Raw genomic sequence first — 13,654 nt, forward strand, 5'->3', positions numbered from 1 at the left:
CGGCGGGAAGAGTTAAGGACGAGAGAACCTCATGGCTATCCGCAAGTACAAGCCCACGACGCCCGGCCGTCGCGGCTCGAGCGTCTCGGACTTCGCCGAGATCACCCGCTCGACGCCCGAGAAGTCGCTGCTTCGCCCACTACACAAGACCGGTGGCCGTAACGGTCACGGTCGGATCACCACCCGTCACAAGGGCGGTGGCCACAAGCGCCAGTACCGTGTCATCGACTTCCGTCGTAATGACAAGGACGGCGTCGACGCCACCGTCGCCCACATCGAGTACGACCCCAACCGCACCGCCAACATCGCCCTCCTGCACTACGCGGACGGCGAGAAGCGGTACATCCTGGCCCCGCGGAACCTCAAGCAGGGCATGAAGGTCGAGTCGGGTGTCGGTTCCGATATCAAGGTCGGCAACAACCTGCCGCTCCGCAACATCCCCGCAGGTACCGTCGTGCACGCCGTGGAGCTCCGTCCCGGGGGCGGTGCCAAGATGGCACGCGCCGCCGGTGCCGGGATCCAGCTGCTCGGCAAGGAGGGCGCGTACGCCTCACTCCGCATGCCGTCCGGCGAGATCCGCCGGGTCGACGTCCGCTGTCGCGCGACGATCGGCGAGGTCGGCAACGCCGAGCAGGGGAACATCAACTGGGGTAAGGCCGGCCGCATGCGCTGGAAGGGCGTCCGCCCGACCGTCCGCGGTGTGGTCATGAACCCCGTCGACCACCCGCACGGTGGTGGCGAGGGTAAGACGTCCGGTGGACGTCACCCCGTCAGCCCGTGGGGCCAGCCCGAGGGCCGGACCCGCAAGCCCAACAAGGCGAGCGACAAGATGATTGTCCGTCGCCGTCGCACCGGTAAGAAGCGTTAAGGAGGGAAACTAGGATGCCTCGTAGTCTCAAGAAGGGTCCGTTCGTCGACGAGCACCTCCTCGCGAAGGTGGACGCGCAGAACGACAAGGGTACTCATCAGGTCATCAAGACCTGGTCGCGTCGCTCGACGATCCTGCCCGATTTCATCGGCCACACGTTCGCCGTCCATGATGGCCGCAAGCATGTGCCCGTGTTCGTGTCCGACTCCATGGTGGGTCACAAGCTCGGCGAGTTCGCGCCGACGCGCACGTTCAAGGGGCACATCAAGGACGATCGGAAGAGTAAGCGCCGATGAGCACTGATACCAGCAAGACCGCCGAAGGCACGGTGCAGGACGAGCAGCAGCTCTCCGCCCGGGCCACCGCCAAGTTCGTCCGCGTCACGCCCATGAAGGCGCGTCGTGTGATCGACCTGATCCGGGGCAAGGACGCCTCCGACGCGTTGGACATCCTGCGGTTCGCCCCGCAGGCCGCCAGCGAGCCGGTGGGCAAGGTCCTCGCGTCCGCCATCGCGAACGCCGAGAACAACCTCGACCTGGATCCCCGGACCCTGGTCGTGTCGGCTGCGTTCGCCGACGAGGGCCCGACCCTGAAGCGGTTCCGTCCGCGTGCCCAGGGTCGTGCGTTCCGAGTGCGTAAGCGCACGAGCCACATCACCGTCGAGGTGACCAGCGTGCCCGAGAAGGCCGGTTCCACCGGCCGGGGTCGTCGTAACCAGGGAGGTGCCCGCTAAATGGGACAGAAGATCCAGCCGCACGGCTTCCGTCTCGGCATCACCTCGGACTGGACGTCCAAGTGGTACGCCGACAAGCAGTACGCGGACTACGTCGCCGAGGACATCAAGATCCGTCAGCTCCTGTCCAAGGGCATGGAGCGGGCCGGCATCTCGGGCGTGGACATCTCCCGTACCCGCGACCGCGTCAACGTCGACATCCACACCGCCCGGCCGGGCATCGTGATCGGTCGTCGTGGCGCCGAGGCCGACCGTCTCCGCGGCGAGCTCGAGAAGCTCACCGCGAAGCAGGTCCACCTCAACATCCTCGAGATCAAGAACACCGAGGCCGACGCCCAGCTCGTGGCCCAGGGCATCGCGGAGCAGCTCTCCAACCGCGTGGCGTTCCGCCGCGCGATGCGTAAGGGCATCCAGTCCGCGATGCGTCAGCCGCAGGTCAAGGGCATCAAGGTGGTCTGCTCGGGTCGTCTCGGCGGTGCCGAGATGTCGCGTTCGGAGCGCTACCACGAGGGTCGCGTCCCGCTTCACACCCTGCGTGCCGAGATCGACTACGGCACCTACGAGGCCAAGACGACCTTCGGTCGCATCGGCGTCAAGGTGTGGATCTACAAGGGTGACGTGGTCGGCGGTCGTCGCGAGTCCGATCAGTACGCCCAGTCCAGCAACCGCGGCGGTGCCGACCGAGGACCGCGCCGCGAGCGTGGCGCAGGCCGGCCGCGTCGTTCCGGCGCCCAGGGCACCACGGCCACCAGCACCGAGACCGGCCGCGCCGGTTCCGGTCCGGCTGCCGAGGCCCCCGCCCAGGCTCCGCAGAATCAGACCAGGGAGGCGTGACAGTGCTTATCCCCAAGCGCGTCAAGCACCGCAAGCAGCACCACCCCGGCCGTAGCGGCGGGGCCAAGGGCGGCACCAAGGTGACGTTCGGTGAGTACGGCATCCAGGCTCTCGAGCCGGCGTACGTCACCAACCGTCAGATCGAGTCCGCGCGTATCGCGATCAACCGCCACATTAAGCGTGGCGGCAAGGTGTGGATCAACATCTACCCCGATCGCCCCTTGACCAAGAAGCCCGCCGAGGTCCGCATGGGTTCCGGTAAGGGATCCGTCGAGTGGTGGGTCGCGAACGTCAAGCCGGGTCGCATCCTCTTCGAGATGTCGTACCCGAACGAGGAGACCGCACGCGAGGCGCTGCGCCGCGCGCAGCACAAGCTCCCGTGCAAGACCCGTATCGTGACCCGGGAGGAGCAGTTCTGATGGCTAGTGGAACCACCGCCCCCGAGTTGCGTGAACTCGACGCCGATGCGCTCACCGCGCGTCTTCGTGAGGCCAAGGAGGAGCTGTTCAACCTGCGCTTCCAGATGGCCACCGGTCAGCTGACCAACAACCGTCGCCTGCGCGTCGTCCGTCACGACATCGCACGCATCTACACCGTCATCCGCGAGCGCGAGCTCGGGTTGTCGGCGGCGCCGGGTGATGCCAAGTGAGTGACAAGGAAGCAGCCGTGACTGAGGCCAGCGAGAACACCGAGCGCAACAGCCGCAAGGTGCGGATCGGGTACGTCGTGTCCGACAAGATGGACAAGACCATCGTCGTCGAACTCGAGGACCGCGTGAAGCACCCGCTCTACGGCAAGATCATGCGCCGTACCGAGCGTGTGAAGGCGCACGACGAGACCAACGACGCCGGTGTCGGCGACCGCGTGCGGATCATGGAGACCCGCCCGCTGTCCGCCACCAAGCGCTACCGCGTCGTCGAGGTCCTGGAGCGCGCGAAGTAGGAGAGTCGCTCCACTCTCACCCCCGGCCCGGCCCCGACTACTCGGGGCCGGGCCGGCGGCGTGTGGGGATGTAACAAAATCCTAGTCTTGATACGACAAGTCAGTATTGTGTCATCGGCTACCGAGCCGGAGTTCACCCTGCGGCCCGGGGCGTCAGTTCCCGTGGGCCGCGTCGCGCACGAGGACGGGATCGGGAAATGACGAGAAGGCCGGATATCCATCGGGACGGACGCCGCACGGCGGGACGCGGGGGAGCGCGCCCACGCACCCCCGTCGCACTCCGGGCGACGACCGTGGCCGTGTCGGCACTGCTGATCGGGGCCGGCGCGGGTGCGGGGACGGCGGGGGCGCAGAGCCTCGACCCCGGATCCCTGGTGCCGAGCGTCGCACCGGGCAGCCTGCTCGGGGTCCCGTCGCTGAGCGTCGCCGCCCTCACGCAGTTGGGCGCCCCCATCCCGCTGACGTCCGTGCTCGGTTCGGTCGCCGCCGCCGGGTCCGGTGACTTCCCCCGCCCGGGCAGCTCCCAATCGCCCTCGGGGCCCGTCTCCACGCGCGACGGTTCGATCACGCAGACGACGGTGCGCCACATCGCCCCGCTGTTCCCGGGCTCGTTGAACCCCGTCGACCGCCGGGCGGAGGTCTGGACCGTCACATCGGCATCGATGCAGCGGACCGTCCGGGTCGAGGTGTACCGGGCGCCGGACGGCGTGGACGCCCCCAACGTGTATTTTCTCGACGGCGTGGGAAGCGAATCCCCGTCGGGGTGGAGCACCGGGATGGGCTGGGGGGACCCGGCCCTGCGCGACCGCGCGGTCAACGTGATCGCGCCGACGGGTGCTCCGGCCTCCATGTGGTCGGACTGGCAGGCCGACGACCCGGTCCTGGGGCCGAACATGTGGGAGACCTTCCTCATCGACGAGCTCCCGCCCCTCCTGGATCAGGGTCTGACCGGTTCGGCCGCTCCGCTCGCGCACAACGGCAGCTGGGGGGTGATGGGCCTGTCGATGGGTGCTTCCGCGGCCGTTCACCTGGCCAACACCAACCCGGGGATGTTCGACGCGGTCGCCGGGATCAGCGGCGCCTACTCCACGACCGACGAGCTGGGTTACCAGTACGCGCGGTTGACCGTGGCCGCGCGGAACGGCGACGCCACGAAAATGTGGGGCCCGCGGGGGTCCCAGGCGTGGCGGGACCACGACACCGTGGCCGACCCGTCCGGACTCGCCGGCAAGACCGTGTACCTCAGTGCCGCCACGGGCCGGGTGGGCTCGGCCGAGCTGGGGCACTTCGGCAGCAACGAGATGATCCTCGTGGACGGGCACGTCCTCGAGAAGGGCTCCTACGAGAGCACCAGGAAGCTCGAGTCCGCCCTGGCCGGAGTCGCGGGGGTCGACCTGCGGATGAACTACATGCCGACCGGCATCCACAACTGGCCCGTCTTCGTGACCCAGATGCTGCCGGGGATGGACCACATCCTGTCGGGTCTTGCGCCGGCGGCCCCGAGCCTCCGGCCGGCGTCCGGGGGAGTGGATCCCGGTTCCGCCGGCTCGGCGGGGTCGCTGGGGTCAACCGGATCGGCCGGCTCCCTCGGCGGCTGAGGGCGATTTGGGGCTCGGGCGCCGGGACCCCTACACTGGAACAGTTGCCCGTGGTAGCCGCGTCGCGAGACCGGTGCGGGTGACGTGGCCGCGTGTGTCGGGTCGGAATCCGGCACACATCTGAACAAGCCTGGTCAGGAGAACCATGATCCAGCAGGAGTCGCGACTCAAGATCGCCGACAACACGGGTGCCAAGGAGATTCTCTGCATCCGCGTTCTCGGCGGATCCAAGCGTCGCTACGCAGGCGTGGGCGACATCATCGTCGCCACCGTCAAGGACGCCATCCCCGGTGGCAACGTCAAGAAGGGTGAGGTCGTCAAGGCCGTCATCGTGCGCACCGCCAAGGAGCGCCGTCGCCCGGACGGCTCGTACATCAAGTTCGACGAGAACGCCGCCGTCATCATCAAGAACGACAACGACCCGCGTGGTACCCGTATCTTCGGGCCCGTCGGTCGCGAACTGCGCGACAAGAAGTTCATGCGCATCGTCTCGCTGGCTCCGGAGGTGCTCTGACATGAAGGTCCACAAGGGCGACACGGTGCTCGTCATCGCCGGCAAGGACAAGGGCGCCAAGGGCAAGGTCATCCAGGCCTTCCCCGCGCAGGAGAAGGTCCTCGTCGAGGGCGTGAACCGCATCAAGAAGCACACCGCCAACTCGGCTGCCGAGCGTGGCGCCTCCTCCGGTGGCATCGTCACGCAGGAGGCCCCGATCCACGTGTCCAACGTGATGGTCGTGGACGCGGACGGCGCCCCGTCGCGCGTCGGAATCCGCACCGACGAGAACGGTAAGCGCGTCCGGGTCTCGCGCAAGACCGGGAAGGACCTGTGACCATGACCGAAACCGCACTTCCCACCGGGTACACGCCGCGTCTCAAGGCGCGGTACAGCGCCGAGATCAAGCCGGCCCTGAACGAGACGTTCGAGTACGCGAACGTCATGCAGATCCCGGGCGTCGTCAAGGTCGTCGTCAACATGGGTGTCGGTGACGCCGCCCGTGACGCCAAGCTGATCAACGGCGCCATCACCGACCTCACGCTGATCACCGGCCAGAAGCCGCAGATCCGCCGGGCCCGCAAGTCCATCGCGCAGTTCAAGCTCCGCGAGGGGATGCCGATCGGCGCGCGTGTGACGCTGCGCGGTGACCGCATGTGGGAGTTCCTCGATCGTCTGACGACGATCGCCCTCCCTCGAATCCGCGACTTCCGCGGCCTCTCGGGCAAGCAGTTCGACGGTCACGGCAACTACACCTTCGGGCTCAACGAGCAGACCATGTTCTATGAGATCGACGTGGACAAGGTCGACCGCCCCCGCGGCATGGACATCACGGTCGTCACGACCGCGACGAACGACGAAGAGGGTCGGGCGCTGCTCAAGCACCTCGGCTTCCCCTTCAAGGAGGACTGACCTCACGGGTCAGGGCCGGACCGGCCGTCCGCGCCGGGGCACCGCATCAGCGGGTCCCCGGCGACGGGCAGACGGCCCAGCCGTCGGGTCGCGGGTGGCGAGAAGAGCGTCACGCGCGGCGGGTCCCCCGCAGATCGTCAGACGATCGGCGGGCCCCACACAACAGAACATTCGAACTCTTCGTGATAGGCCCACGACGGACACGGCCGGCCCACAGGTCGACCGCACCCGTGCTGCATGGGAACCGTGACGAGAAAGGAACATGGTAAATCCATGTCGATGACCGACCCCATCGCGGACATGTTGACGCGTGTGCGTAACGCCAACTCGGCGTACCACGACACCGTCTCCATGCCGCATTCCAAGATCAAGGGCAACATCGCGGCGATCCTCAAGCAAGAGGGTTACATCACCGACTACGCCGTCGAGGACGCCGAGGTGGGCAAGAAGCTCACCATCGACCTCAAGTACGGCCCGTCGCGCCAGCGCAGCCTGCAGGGCATCAAGCGAGTCTCCAAGCCGGGTCTCCGCGTGTACGCCAAGTCCACCGGCCTGCCCAAGGTCCTCGGCGGACTGGGTATCGCGATCATCTCGACCTCCCAGGGTCTGCTCACGGACCGTCAGGCGAACTACAAGAAGGTGGGCGGGGAAGTCCTCGCCTACGTCTGGTAAGGGGGCGAGAAATGTCACGAATCGGCAAGGCTCCGATCACCGTTCCGTCCGGCGTCGACATCAAGGTCGACGGCCAGACCATCACCGTCAAGGGTCCCAAGGGTGAGCTCACCCAGGATCTCCCCGCACCGATCACGGTGTCGGTCGAGGAGGGCACCATCACGGTGAACCGTCCCGACGACCACCGGGACAACCGGTCGCTGCACGGCCTCTCCCGCTCCCTGGTCAACAACATGGTCGTGGGCGTCACCGAGGGTTACGTGCAGAAGATGGAGATCTTCGGCGTGGGTTACCGCGTCGTCGCCAAGGGCACGGACCTCGAGTTCGCCCTCGGCTACTCGCACCCCGTGCCGATCGCGGCACCCGACGGCATCACGTTCGCCGTCGAGGGCGCCACGAAGTTCTCGATCTCCGGGATCGACAAGCAGCAGGTGGGCCAGATCGCCGCCAACATCAAGCGGCTGCGGAAGCACGACCCGTACAAGGGCAAGGGCATCCGTTACGAGGGCGAGCAGGTCCGTCGCAAGGTCGGAAAGACGGGTAAGTGACCATGAGCAGCACAAAGAAGCGTTCCCCGCTGGGTACCGACGTCTCGACAGCACGTCGTGTCGGCCGTACCCGGCGCCACTACCGCCTCCGCAAGAAGGTCGCCGGTACCCCCGAGCGTCCGCGGTTGGTCGTCAACCGGTCCTCGCGCCACATCCACGCCCAGATCATCGACGACCTGGCCGGCCGCACGCTGGCCGCCGCGTCGACGATCGAGGCCGATGTCCGCACTCTCGAGGGCGACAAGAAGGACCGCAGCGCGAAGGTCGGCCAGCTCCTGGCCGAGCGCGCCAAGGCCGCCGGCATCGATGCCGTCGTGTTCGACCGTGGTGGCAACAAGTACCACGGCCGGATCGCGTCCCTGGCCGACGCCGCCCGCGAGGGTGGGCTGGAGTTCTGATGACCAAGACCACTGCACTGACCCTTAACGGAAGGACCGTCTGATGCCGGGACGTCAGCGTCGTGACGGCGGAAGCACCGGGCCCGCCGCGGACAACAAGACCACCACCAACGACAACGCCCAGGGCGGCCGCAGCGGCGGCGGCGGCGGGGGCCGTGGCCGTGGCGGAAACGATCGTCGCGGTGGCCGCGACGACGAGAAGTCACAGTTCATCGAGCGTGTCGTCACCATCAACCGCGTCTCCAAGGTCGTCAAGGGCGGTCGGCGATTCAGCTTCACCGCCCTCGTGATCCTGGGTGACGGCAACGGCATGGTCGGCGTCGGCTACGGCAAGGCCAAGGAGGTGCCGGCGGCGATCCAGAAGGGGTCGGAGGAGGCCCGGAAGAACTTCTTCCGCGTCCCGCTCATCGGCTCCACCATCCCGCACCCGATCCAGGGTGAGGCGGCCGCGGGCGTCGTCATGCTCCGTCCGGCCTCGCCGGGTACCGGTGTGATCGCGGGCGGCGCGGCGCGTGCCGTGCTCGAGTGCGCCGGCGTGCACGACATCCTGTGCAAGTCGCTGGGGTCGGACAACGCCATCAACGTCGTCCACGCCACGGTGACCGCGCTCAAGGGTCTCCATCGTCCCGAGGAGGTCGCGGCCCGCCGTGGTCTGCCCATCGAGGACGTCGCACCCGCGGGCATGCTCCGCGCACGTGCCGGACAGGGGGCGTAGATCATGGCCAACCTCAAGATCACCCAGGTCCGCGGCACTGTCGGGACCAAGCAGAACCAGAAGGACTCCCTGCGGACGTTGGGACTCAAGGGCATCCGGAAGACGGTCGTCCGTGAGGACAACGCTCAGACCCGGGGTCTCATCAACGTCGTGAACCACCTCGTCGTGGTCGAAGAGACGGAGTGAGCATGACCATCAAGTTGCATCACCTGCGCCCGGCACCCGGCGCCCACACCGACAAGATCCGCGTGGGTCGCGGTGAGGGCGGCAAGCGGGGCAAGACCGCCGGTCGCGGTACCAAGGGAACCAAGGCACGCAAGAACGTCCCCGCGGCGTTCGAGGGTGGCCAGATGCCGATCCACATGCGTCTTCCGAAGCTCAAGGGCTTCAAGAACCGCAACAAGGTCGTCTTCCAGGTCGTCAACGTGTCCGACATCCAGCGGTTGTTCCCCTCCGGTGGGCAGGTCGGCGTCGCCGAGCTCGTCGCCGCGGGGGCCGTCCGCAAGAACCAGCCGGTCAAGGTCCTGGGCGACGGGGACATCTCCGTGGCCGTGACCGTGGCCGTCGACAAGGTGTCCGCGTCGGCCAAGACCAAGATCGAGGCCGCCGGCGGAAGCGTGTCGGAGGCCGGGGCCTGAGTCCCCGACCGGCCCCCGACGGGGCCGGATGACGGGTGCAGGGGTCGGGTCCGAGAGTCTCGGATCCGGCCCCTGCGCTCATCTTGATACAGTTTTTCTTGTTGTGCGTTCGGGGTGCGGCACCACTGCCGTCGGTCTGACCCTCCCGGCGCATCTGCATTCGACGAAGGCGGCGGCTACGGGCCGTCCATGACCAGGAGGACATGTGCTCTCCGCACTCGCGTCCGCGATCAAGGACACGGATCTGAGGAAGAAGATCTTCTTCACCCTCGGGATCATCATCCTCTACCGCATCGGCGCGCAGATCCCGTCGCCCGGTGTCGACTACCCCAAGCTCCGGGGACTCCTCGACACCGCGATGACCGGGGACAACGCGCAGTTGTACTCCCTGGTCAACCTGTTCTCCGGCGGCGCACTCCTGCAGTTGTCCGTGTTCGCGATCGGCATCATGCCGTACATCACGGCGAGCATCATCGTGCAGCTGCTCACCGTGGTGATCCCCTACTTCGAGCAACTCAAGAAGGAGGGGCAGTCCGGTCAGGCCAAGATGACGCAGTACACGCGTTATCTCACCATCGCGCTCGCGGTGCTGCAGTCCGCCGGCATCGTGGCGCTCGCCGACCGGGGTCAGCTGCTCGGCAACGGCGAGTCCGTCCTCATGGACGGCGACATCCTCACCCTGGCCACCATCGTCATCGTGATGACCGCCGGCGCAGCCCTCGTCATGTGGTTCGGTGAGCTCATCACGGACCGCGGGGTCGGCAACGGCATGTCGCTGCTGATCTTCGCCGGCATCGCCTCGCGGATCCCCGCCGAGGGCGTCAACATCTACCAGAACTCCTCGACGCTGAAGTTCGCCGCGGTCATGTTCGCGGTGGTGCTGATCGTGGTCGCCGTCGTGTTCGTCGAGCAGGGCCAGCGCCGCATCCCGGTCCAGTACGCCAAGCGCATGGTCGGCCGTCGTCAGTACGGCGGCACGTCGACCTACCTGCCGCTCAAGGTCAACCAGGCCGGCGTCATCCCCGTGATCTTCGCGTCGTCCATGATGTACGTGCCGATCCTCATCACCCAGCTGATCCAGGGACCCGAGCCCGCCGCGGACGGGTTCTGGCAGCGGTACGTCATGCAGTACCTGCAGAACCCCTCGAGCTGGGGTTACATCCTGCTGTACTTCGCCCTGATCATCTTCTTCGCGTACTTCTACGTGGCCATCCAGTTCGATCCGATGGAGCAGGCCGAGAACATGAAGAAGTACGGCGGCTTCATCCCCGGCATCCGCCCGGGTCGCCCGACGGCCGAGTACCTCGGGTACGTGCTCAACCGCATCCTGTTGTTCGGTTCCCTGTACCTCGGGTTGATCGCGGTGCTGCCCAACGTCTTCCTCGACATGGGTAGCGGGGGTGGAGACATGCAGAACATGCCGTTCGGTGGCACCGCTGTGCTCATCATGGTGTCGGTGGGTCTCGACACCGTGAAGCAGATCGAGGCTCAGCTCATGCAGCGCAACTACGAGGGCTTCCTCAAGTAGTCGCCCGCACCCCCGAGCACATCACACCGAAAGAAAGGCTGGTCCTCACCATGCGTCTCGTCCTCCTCGGCCCCCCCGGCGCCGGTAAGGGAACCCAGGCGGCCCTGCTGTCGGAGAAGCTCGGGATCCCGCACATCTCCACGGGTGACCTCTTCCGGGCCAACATCTCCCAGGGGACGGACCTCGGCAAGGAGGCCAAGTCCTACATCGACGCCGGGAACCTCGTTCCCGCGGACGTCACCAACCGGATGGTCGAGGCGCGTATCGGTGAGCCCGACGCGACCGAGGGGTTCCTGCTCGACGGCTACCCCCGCAGTGTCGAGCAGGCCGACGCGCTCAAGGGCATGCTCGCCGAGGCGGGTCTCGAGCTCGACGCCGTGATCGAGTTCAAGGTCGACGAGGACACCGTGGTCGCGCGGATGCTCGCCCGCGGTCGTGAGGACGACACGGAGGACGTGATCCGCAACCGCATGGCCGTCTACCGGTCCGAGACGGCACCCCTCCTCGAGTACTACGGCGACGATGTCACGACCGTCGACGCCGTGGGCGAGGTCGACGAGATCAACGCACGGGCCCTCGCCGCGCTGGATCGCTGAGCAGTCGTGTTCGGTCGGTCGCGCACGAGCGTGGTGACAGCGCGCACTCCCGGCGAGCTGGACGCGATGGAGGAGGCCGGCCGGATCGTCGGTCGTGCGCTCGTCGCCGCACGCGAGGCGGCGGTTCCGGGCGCGACCACCGCGGATCTCGACTCGCTGGTCGACCAGCTGATCCGGGACGCCGGTGCGGTCCCGTCCTTCAAGGGGTACGAGGGGTTCCCCGGGTCGATCTGCTCGTCCGTCAACGAGGTGGTCGTCCACGGGATCCCGGGACCCACCACCGTCCTGCAGGAGGGCGACCTGGTCTCGGTCGACTGCGGCGCGGTGCTGGACGGGTGGCACGGCGACTCCGCGTGGACCTTCGGCGTGGGCGAGTTGGACCCTCAGGTGGCCCTTCTCAACCAGGCGACGCGGGAGGTGCTCGCGGAGGGCATCCTCGCCATGACTCCCGGTAGCCGCCTGACGGACGTCTCGCACGCCCTGGAGACCGCCACGCGTCGCGCGGAGCAGCGTCTCGGCGTCACCCTCGGGATAGTCGACGGGTTCGGCGGGCACGGCATCGGTCGTGAGATGCACGAGTGGCCGTTCCTCGCCAACGAGGGCAAGCCGGGCAAGGGGCCGCGGCTCCAGGAGGGGTCCGTCCTGGCCGTCGAGCCCATGCTCGTCCTGGGTGGCGAGACCGACACCCGCACCCTGACCGACGACTGGACGGTCGTCACGGTGGACGGGTCGCCGTCGTCACACTGGGAGCACACGGTCGCCGTCACCGCCGACGGCCCCCGTGTGCTCACCGTTCGGCCCACGGACTGAGCGCGGTCGCGGGGGACCGGTGCCGGGCCCTCCGGGCCTCAGGTTAGAGTGTTCCCACTGTTGACCACCGGCCTGAAAGGTCAGGGCATGCTCGTTCACCCCCACGTGCGCCGAACCACGATCACACCGACGCGCACGGCTGTGGCGGCTGTCCTCACGATGGTGGTGATCCTGGCCCAGATGGCGGGACCGACCCCGTCCGCGGCCGCGCAGTCGCTGATGGAGGGCGGACAGGGGTCCCTGATGGAGGACCCCCAGCCGGCGCCGTTCTATCACGCGGACCCCGCGGTGCTCGCGGCCGCGGGTCTCGGACAGGTGATCAACACCCGGCTCGTGACCATGCCCGCGTTCCTCGGGTACGAGGTGACGGAGATCGCGTACCGGTCGACCGACACCCGGGATCGTCCGATCCTCGCGACCGCGACGGTGGTCCGGCCGCCCCACGCGCGCCCGAACGGCCCCGTCCTGAGCTACCAGCACTACCTGAACGCACTGGGGCAGAGCTGCGCCCCCACCGAGACCCTGGTCAACCCGACCCTCGAGACGGTGCAGGACAACGCGATGGCGTTCCTGCGGGTCCGGCTGGACCAGGGCTGGACGGTGCTCATCCCCGATCATCTCGGTCCCAAGGTCGCCTACCCCGGGGGACAGCTGTCCGCGCGGATCGTGCTGGACGGGATGCGGGCCGTACGCGACGACCCCCGGTTCGACGCGCGGCACAGCCGGTTCGGGGCGCTGGGGTACTCGGGTGGCGGGATTGCCAGTGCCTGGGTGTCGCTCATGCACGACGACTACGCACCGGACGTCAACCTGGTGGGGGTCGCCCAGGGCGGCATCCCGACGGACATGACGACGATGGCGCGGATGATCGGCAACTGGCCGCACCCCGCGTTCGGGTTGGCCTTCGCCGCCGCCGTGGGGATGGCGCGGGAGTACCCGGAGGACATCCGTCTCGAGGAGAAGCTCACCCCCGAGGGCTGGGCGCTGTTCGAGCGGATGAAGGGCAGGTGCACGGCCTCGCTGCTGGTGTACGGCGCGTTCCGGTCCGTGCCCATGGTCCTCGAGGGGGGAGACCTGCTCGCGGAGGAGGGCCTGATGCGGGCCTTCGCGGAGAACAGCGTGCGCCTGACACCGGACGTCCCCCGGGTGCCGGTGTTCATGTGGCATTCCCGCACCGACCCGCTGGTGCCGTTCTGGGACGCGGAGGAGACCGCCACGCGTTACTGCCGCGAGGGGACCCCGCTCACGTGGGAGCCGGGGTTGGCGCCCGAGCATCTCCTCGGCGCGGTGGAGAAGTTGCCGGCCGCGATGAACTGGCTGCAGCAGCGCTTCGACGGCGTGCCGGCAGGACGCGCCTGCTACGGGTGAG

The 13,654-nt window shown here is 67.8% G+C and carries 21 protein-coding genes; all 21 read left to right on the forward strand.

The features are described from left to right. Positions 1-31 precede the first annotated feature (31 nt). The 21 genes from rplB to ABD250_RS03700 all read left to right on the forward strand — a co-directional run bounded on the left by rplB (position 32) and on the right by ABD250_RS03700 (position 13,653). A complete protein-coding gene (rplB, locus tag ABD250_RS03600; protein WP_107757059.1) occupies positions 32-868 on the forward strand; it encodes a 50S ribosomal protein L2 in 837 nt (278 codons plus the stop codon). Between the two features lie 14 nt (positions 869-882). Then, complete coding sequence (gene rpsS / locus ABD250_RS03605) at positions 883-1,164, forward strand: 30S ribosomal protein S19 (RefSeq protein WP_017838195.1); 282 nt, start codon at positions 883-885, stop codon at positions 1,162-1,164. Continuing rightward, positions 1,161-1,601 (forward strand): 50S ribosomal protein L22, encoded by a 441-nt coding sequence (gene rplV, locus ABD250_RS03610; RefSeq protein WP_179525922.1) that lies wholly within the window; start codon positions 1,161-1,163, stop codon positions 1,599-1,601. The genes rpsS and rplV overlap by 4 nt, the downstream gene beginning before the upstream one ends. Beyond that, entirely contained in the window at positions 1,602-2,435 is an 834-nt protein-coding gene (gene rpsC / locus ABD250_RS03615; protein ID WP_179525921.1) for a 30S ribosomal protein S3, read from the forward strand. It begins immediately after the preceding gene. 2 nt (positions 2,436-2,437) lie between these two features. After that, on the forward strand, positions 2,438-2,854 hold the full coding sequence (gene rplP / locus ABD250_RS03620; protein WP_017838198.1) for a 50S ribosomal protein L16: 417 nt from the start codon (positions 2,438-2,440) through the stop codon (positions 2,852-2,854). Beyond that, positions 2,854-3,084 (forward strand): 50S ribosomal protein L29, encoded by a 231-nt coding sequence (rpmC, locus tag ABD250_RS03625; RefSeq protein ID WP_017838199.1) that lies wholly within the window; start codon positions 2,854-2,856, stop codon positions 3,082-3,084. The genes rplP and rpmC overlap by 1 nt, the downstream gene beginning before the upstream one ends. A 17-nt stretch (positions 3,085-3,101) precedes the next feature. Then, complete coding sequence (gene rpsQ / locus ABD250_RS03630; protein ID WP_179525920.1) at positions 3,102-3,377, forward strand: 30S ribosomal protein S17; 276 nt, start codon at positions 3,102-3,104, stop codon at positions 3,375-3,377. A gap of 197 nt (positions 3,378-3,574) precedes the next feature. Next, positions 3,575-4,975 carry an alpha/beta hydrolase gene (locus tag ABD250_RS03635; protein ID WP_344390673.1) on the forward strand — a complete coding sequence of 467 codons (1,401 nt, stop codon included), beginning with the start codon at positions 3,575-3,577 and terminating at the stop codon, positions 4,973-4,975. A 145-nt stretch (positions 4,976-5,120) separates the two neighbouring features. After that, positions 5,121-5,489, forward strand: coding sequence for a 50S ribosomal protein L14 (gene rplN, locus ABD250_RS03640; protein WP_095717592.1), 369 nt, complete (start codon positions 5,121-5,123; stop codon positions 5,487-5,489). 1 nt (position 5,490) lies between these two features. Then, positions 5,491-5,805 carry a 50S ribosomal protein L24 gene (gene rplX / locus ABD250_RS03645; protein ID WP_179525919.1) on the forward strand — a complete coding sequence of 105 codons (315 nt, stop codon included), beginning with the start codon at positions 5,491-5,493 and terminating at the stop codon, positions 5,803-5,805. A 2-nt stretch (positions 5,806-5,807) separates the two neighbouring features. Continuing rightward, entirely contained in the window at positions 5,808-6,380 is a 573-nt protein-coding gene (gene rplE / locus ABD250_RS03650) for a 50S ribosomal protein L5 (protein ID WP_179525918.1), read from the forward strand. Between the two features lie 273 nt (positions 6,381-6,653). After that, positions 6,654-7,052: a 30S ribosomal protein S8 gene (rpsH, locus tag ABD250_RS03655; protein WP_179525917.1), complete on the forward strand. Its 399-nt coding sequence runs from the start codon at positions 6,654-6,656 to the stop codon at positions 7,050-7,052. An 11-nt stretch (positions 7,053-7,063) separates the two neighbouring features. After that, complete coding sequence (rplF, locus tag ABD250_RS03660) at positions 7,064-7,600, forward strand: 50S ribosomal protein L6 (protein WP_179525916.1); 537 nt, start codon at positions 7,064-7,066, stop codon at positions 7,598-7,600. Between the two features lie 2 nt (positions 7,601-7,602). Continuing rightward, positions 7,603-7,998 (forward strand): 50S ribosomal protein L18, encoded by a 396-nt coding sequence (gene rplR / locus ABD250_RS03665; protein ID WP_241730653.1) that lies wholly within the window; start codon positions 7,603-7,605, stop codon positions 7,996-7,998. 43 nt (positions 7,999-8,041) lie between these two features. Beyond that, complete coding sequence (rpsE, locus tag ABD250_RS03670) at positions 8,042-8,713, forward strand: 30S ribosomal protein S5 (RefSeq protein ID WP_179525915.1); 672 nt, start codon at positions 8,042-8,044, stop codon at positions 8,711-8,713. A gap of 3 nt (positions 8,714-8,716) precedes the next feature. Further along, positions 8,717-8,899 carry a 50S ribosomal protein L30 gene (gene rpmD / locus ABD250_RS03675; protein WP_017838209.1) on the forward strand — a complete coding sequence of 61 codons (183 nt, stop codon included), beginning with the start codon at positions 8,717-8,719 and terminating at the stop codon, positions 8,897-8,899. Positions 8,900-8,901: 2 nt separating this feature from the next. Continuing rightward, positions 8,902-9,351 (forward strand): 50S ribosomal protein L15, encoded by a 450-nt coding sequence (gene rplO, locus ABD250_RS03680; protein WP_179525914.1) that lies wholly within the window; start codon positions 8,902-8,904, stop codon positions 9,349-9,351. 205 nt (positions 9,352-9,556) lie between these two features. Next, positions 9,557-10,879, forward strand: coding sequence for a preprotein translocase subunit SecY (secY, locus tag ABD250_RS03685; protein WP_179525913.1), 1,323 nt, complete (start codon positions 9,557-9,559; stop codon positions 10,877-10,879). Between the two features lie 50 nt (positions 10,880-10,929). Further along, a complete protein-coding gene (locus tag ABD250_RS03690; RefSeq protein WP_179525912.1) occupies positions 10,930-11,475 on the forward strand; it encodes an adenylate kinase in 546 nt (181 codons plus the stop codon). 6 nt (positions 11,476-11,481) lie between these two features. Further along, positions 11,482-12,285, forward strand: a complete 804-nt coding sequence (map, locus tag ABD250_RS03695) for a type I methionyl aminopeptidase (RefSeq protein WP_179525911.1) — start codon at positions 11,482-11,484, stop codon at positions 12,283-12,285. Between the two features lie 87 nt (positions 12,286-12,372). After that, on the forward strand, positions 12,373-13,653 hold the full coding sequence (locus tag ABD250_RS03700) for a lipase family protein (RefSeq protein WP_194306931.1): 1,281 nt from the start codon (positions 12,373-12,375) through the stop codon (positions 13,651-13,653). Position 13,654: the final 1 nt, after the last annotated feature.

This window comes from Dietzia cercidiphylli (assembly GCF_039531545.1).
GTDB classification, from domain to species: domain Bacteria; phylum Actinomycetota; class Actinomycetes; order Mycobacteriales; family Mycobacteriaceae; genus Dietzia; species Dietzia natronolimnaea.

Coding starts and splice junctions, on each gene's coding strand:
- rplB (WP_107757059.1), top strand. CDS start 32: ATGGCTATCCGCAAGTACAAGCCCACGACGCCCGGCCGTCGCGGCTCG.
- rpsS (WP_017838195.1), top strand. CDS start 883: ATGCCTCGTAGTCTCAAGAAGGGTCCGTTCGTCGACGAGCACCTCCTC.
- rplV (WP_179525922.1), top strand. CDS start 1,161: ATGAGCACTGATACCAGCAAGACCGCCGAAGGCACGGTGCAGGACGAG.
- rpsC (WP_179525921.1), top strand. CDS start 1,602: ATGGGACAGAAGATCCAGCCGCACGGCTTCCGTCTCGGCATCACCTCG.
- rpmC (WP_017838199.1), top strand. CDS start 2,854: ATGGCTAGTGGAACCACCGCCCCCGAGTTGCGTGAACTCGACGCCGAT.
- ABD250_RS03635 (WP_344390673.1), top strand. CDS start 3,575: ATGACGAGAAGGCCGGATATCCATCGGGACGGACGCCGCACGGCGGGA.
- rplN (WP_095717592.1), top strand. CDS start 5,121: ATGATCCAGCAGGAGTCGCGACTCAAGATCGCCGACAACACGGGTGCC.
- rplX (WP_179525919.1), top strand. CDS start 5,491: ATGAAGGTCCACAAGGGCGACACGGTGCTCGTCATCGCCGGCAAGGAC.
- rplE (WP_179525918.1), top strand. CDS start 5,808: ATGACCGAAACCGCACTTCCCACCGGGTACACGCCGCGTCTCAAGGCG.
- rpsH (WP_179525917.1), top strand. CDS start 6,654: ATGTCGATGACCGACCCCATCGCGGACATGTTGACGCGTGTGCGTAAC.
- rplF (WP_179525916.1), top strand. CDS start 7,064: ATGTCACGAATCGGCAAGGCTCCGATCACCGTTCCGTCCGGCGTCGAC.
- rplR (WP_241730653.1), top strand. CDS start 7,603: ATGAGCAGCACAAAGAAGCGTTCCCCGCTGGGTACCGACGTCTCGACA.
- rpsE (WP_179525915.1), top strand. CDS start 8,042: ATGCCGGGACGTCAGCGTCGTGACGGCGGAAGCACCGGGCCCGCCGCG.
- rpmD (WP_017838209.1), top strand. CDS start 8,717: ATGGCCAACCTCAAGATCACCCAGGTCCGCGGCACTGTCGGGACCAAG.
- rplO (WP_179525914.1), top strand. CDS start 8,902: ATGACCATCAAGTTGCATCACCTGCGCCCGGCACCCGGCGCCCACACC.
- ABD250_RS03690 (WP_179525912.1), top strand. CDS start 10,930: ATGCGTCTCGTCCTCCTCGGCCCCCCCGGCGCCGGTAAGGGAACCCAG.
- ABD250_RS03700 (WP_194306931.1), top strand. CDS start 12,373: ATGCTCGTTCACCCCCACGTGCGCCGAACCACGATCACACCGACGCGC.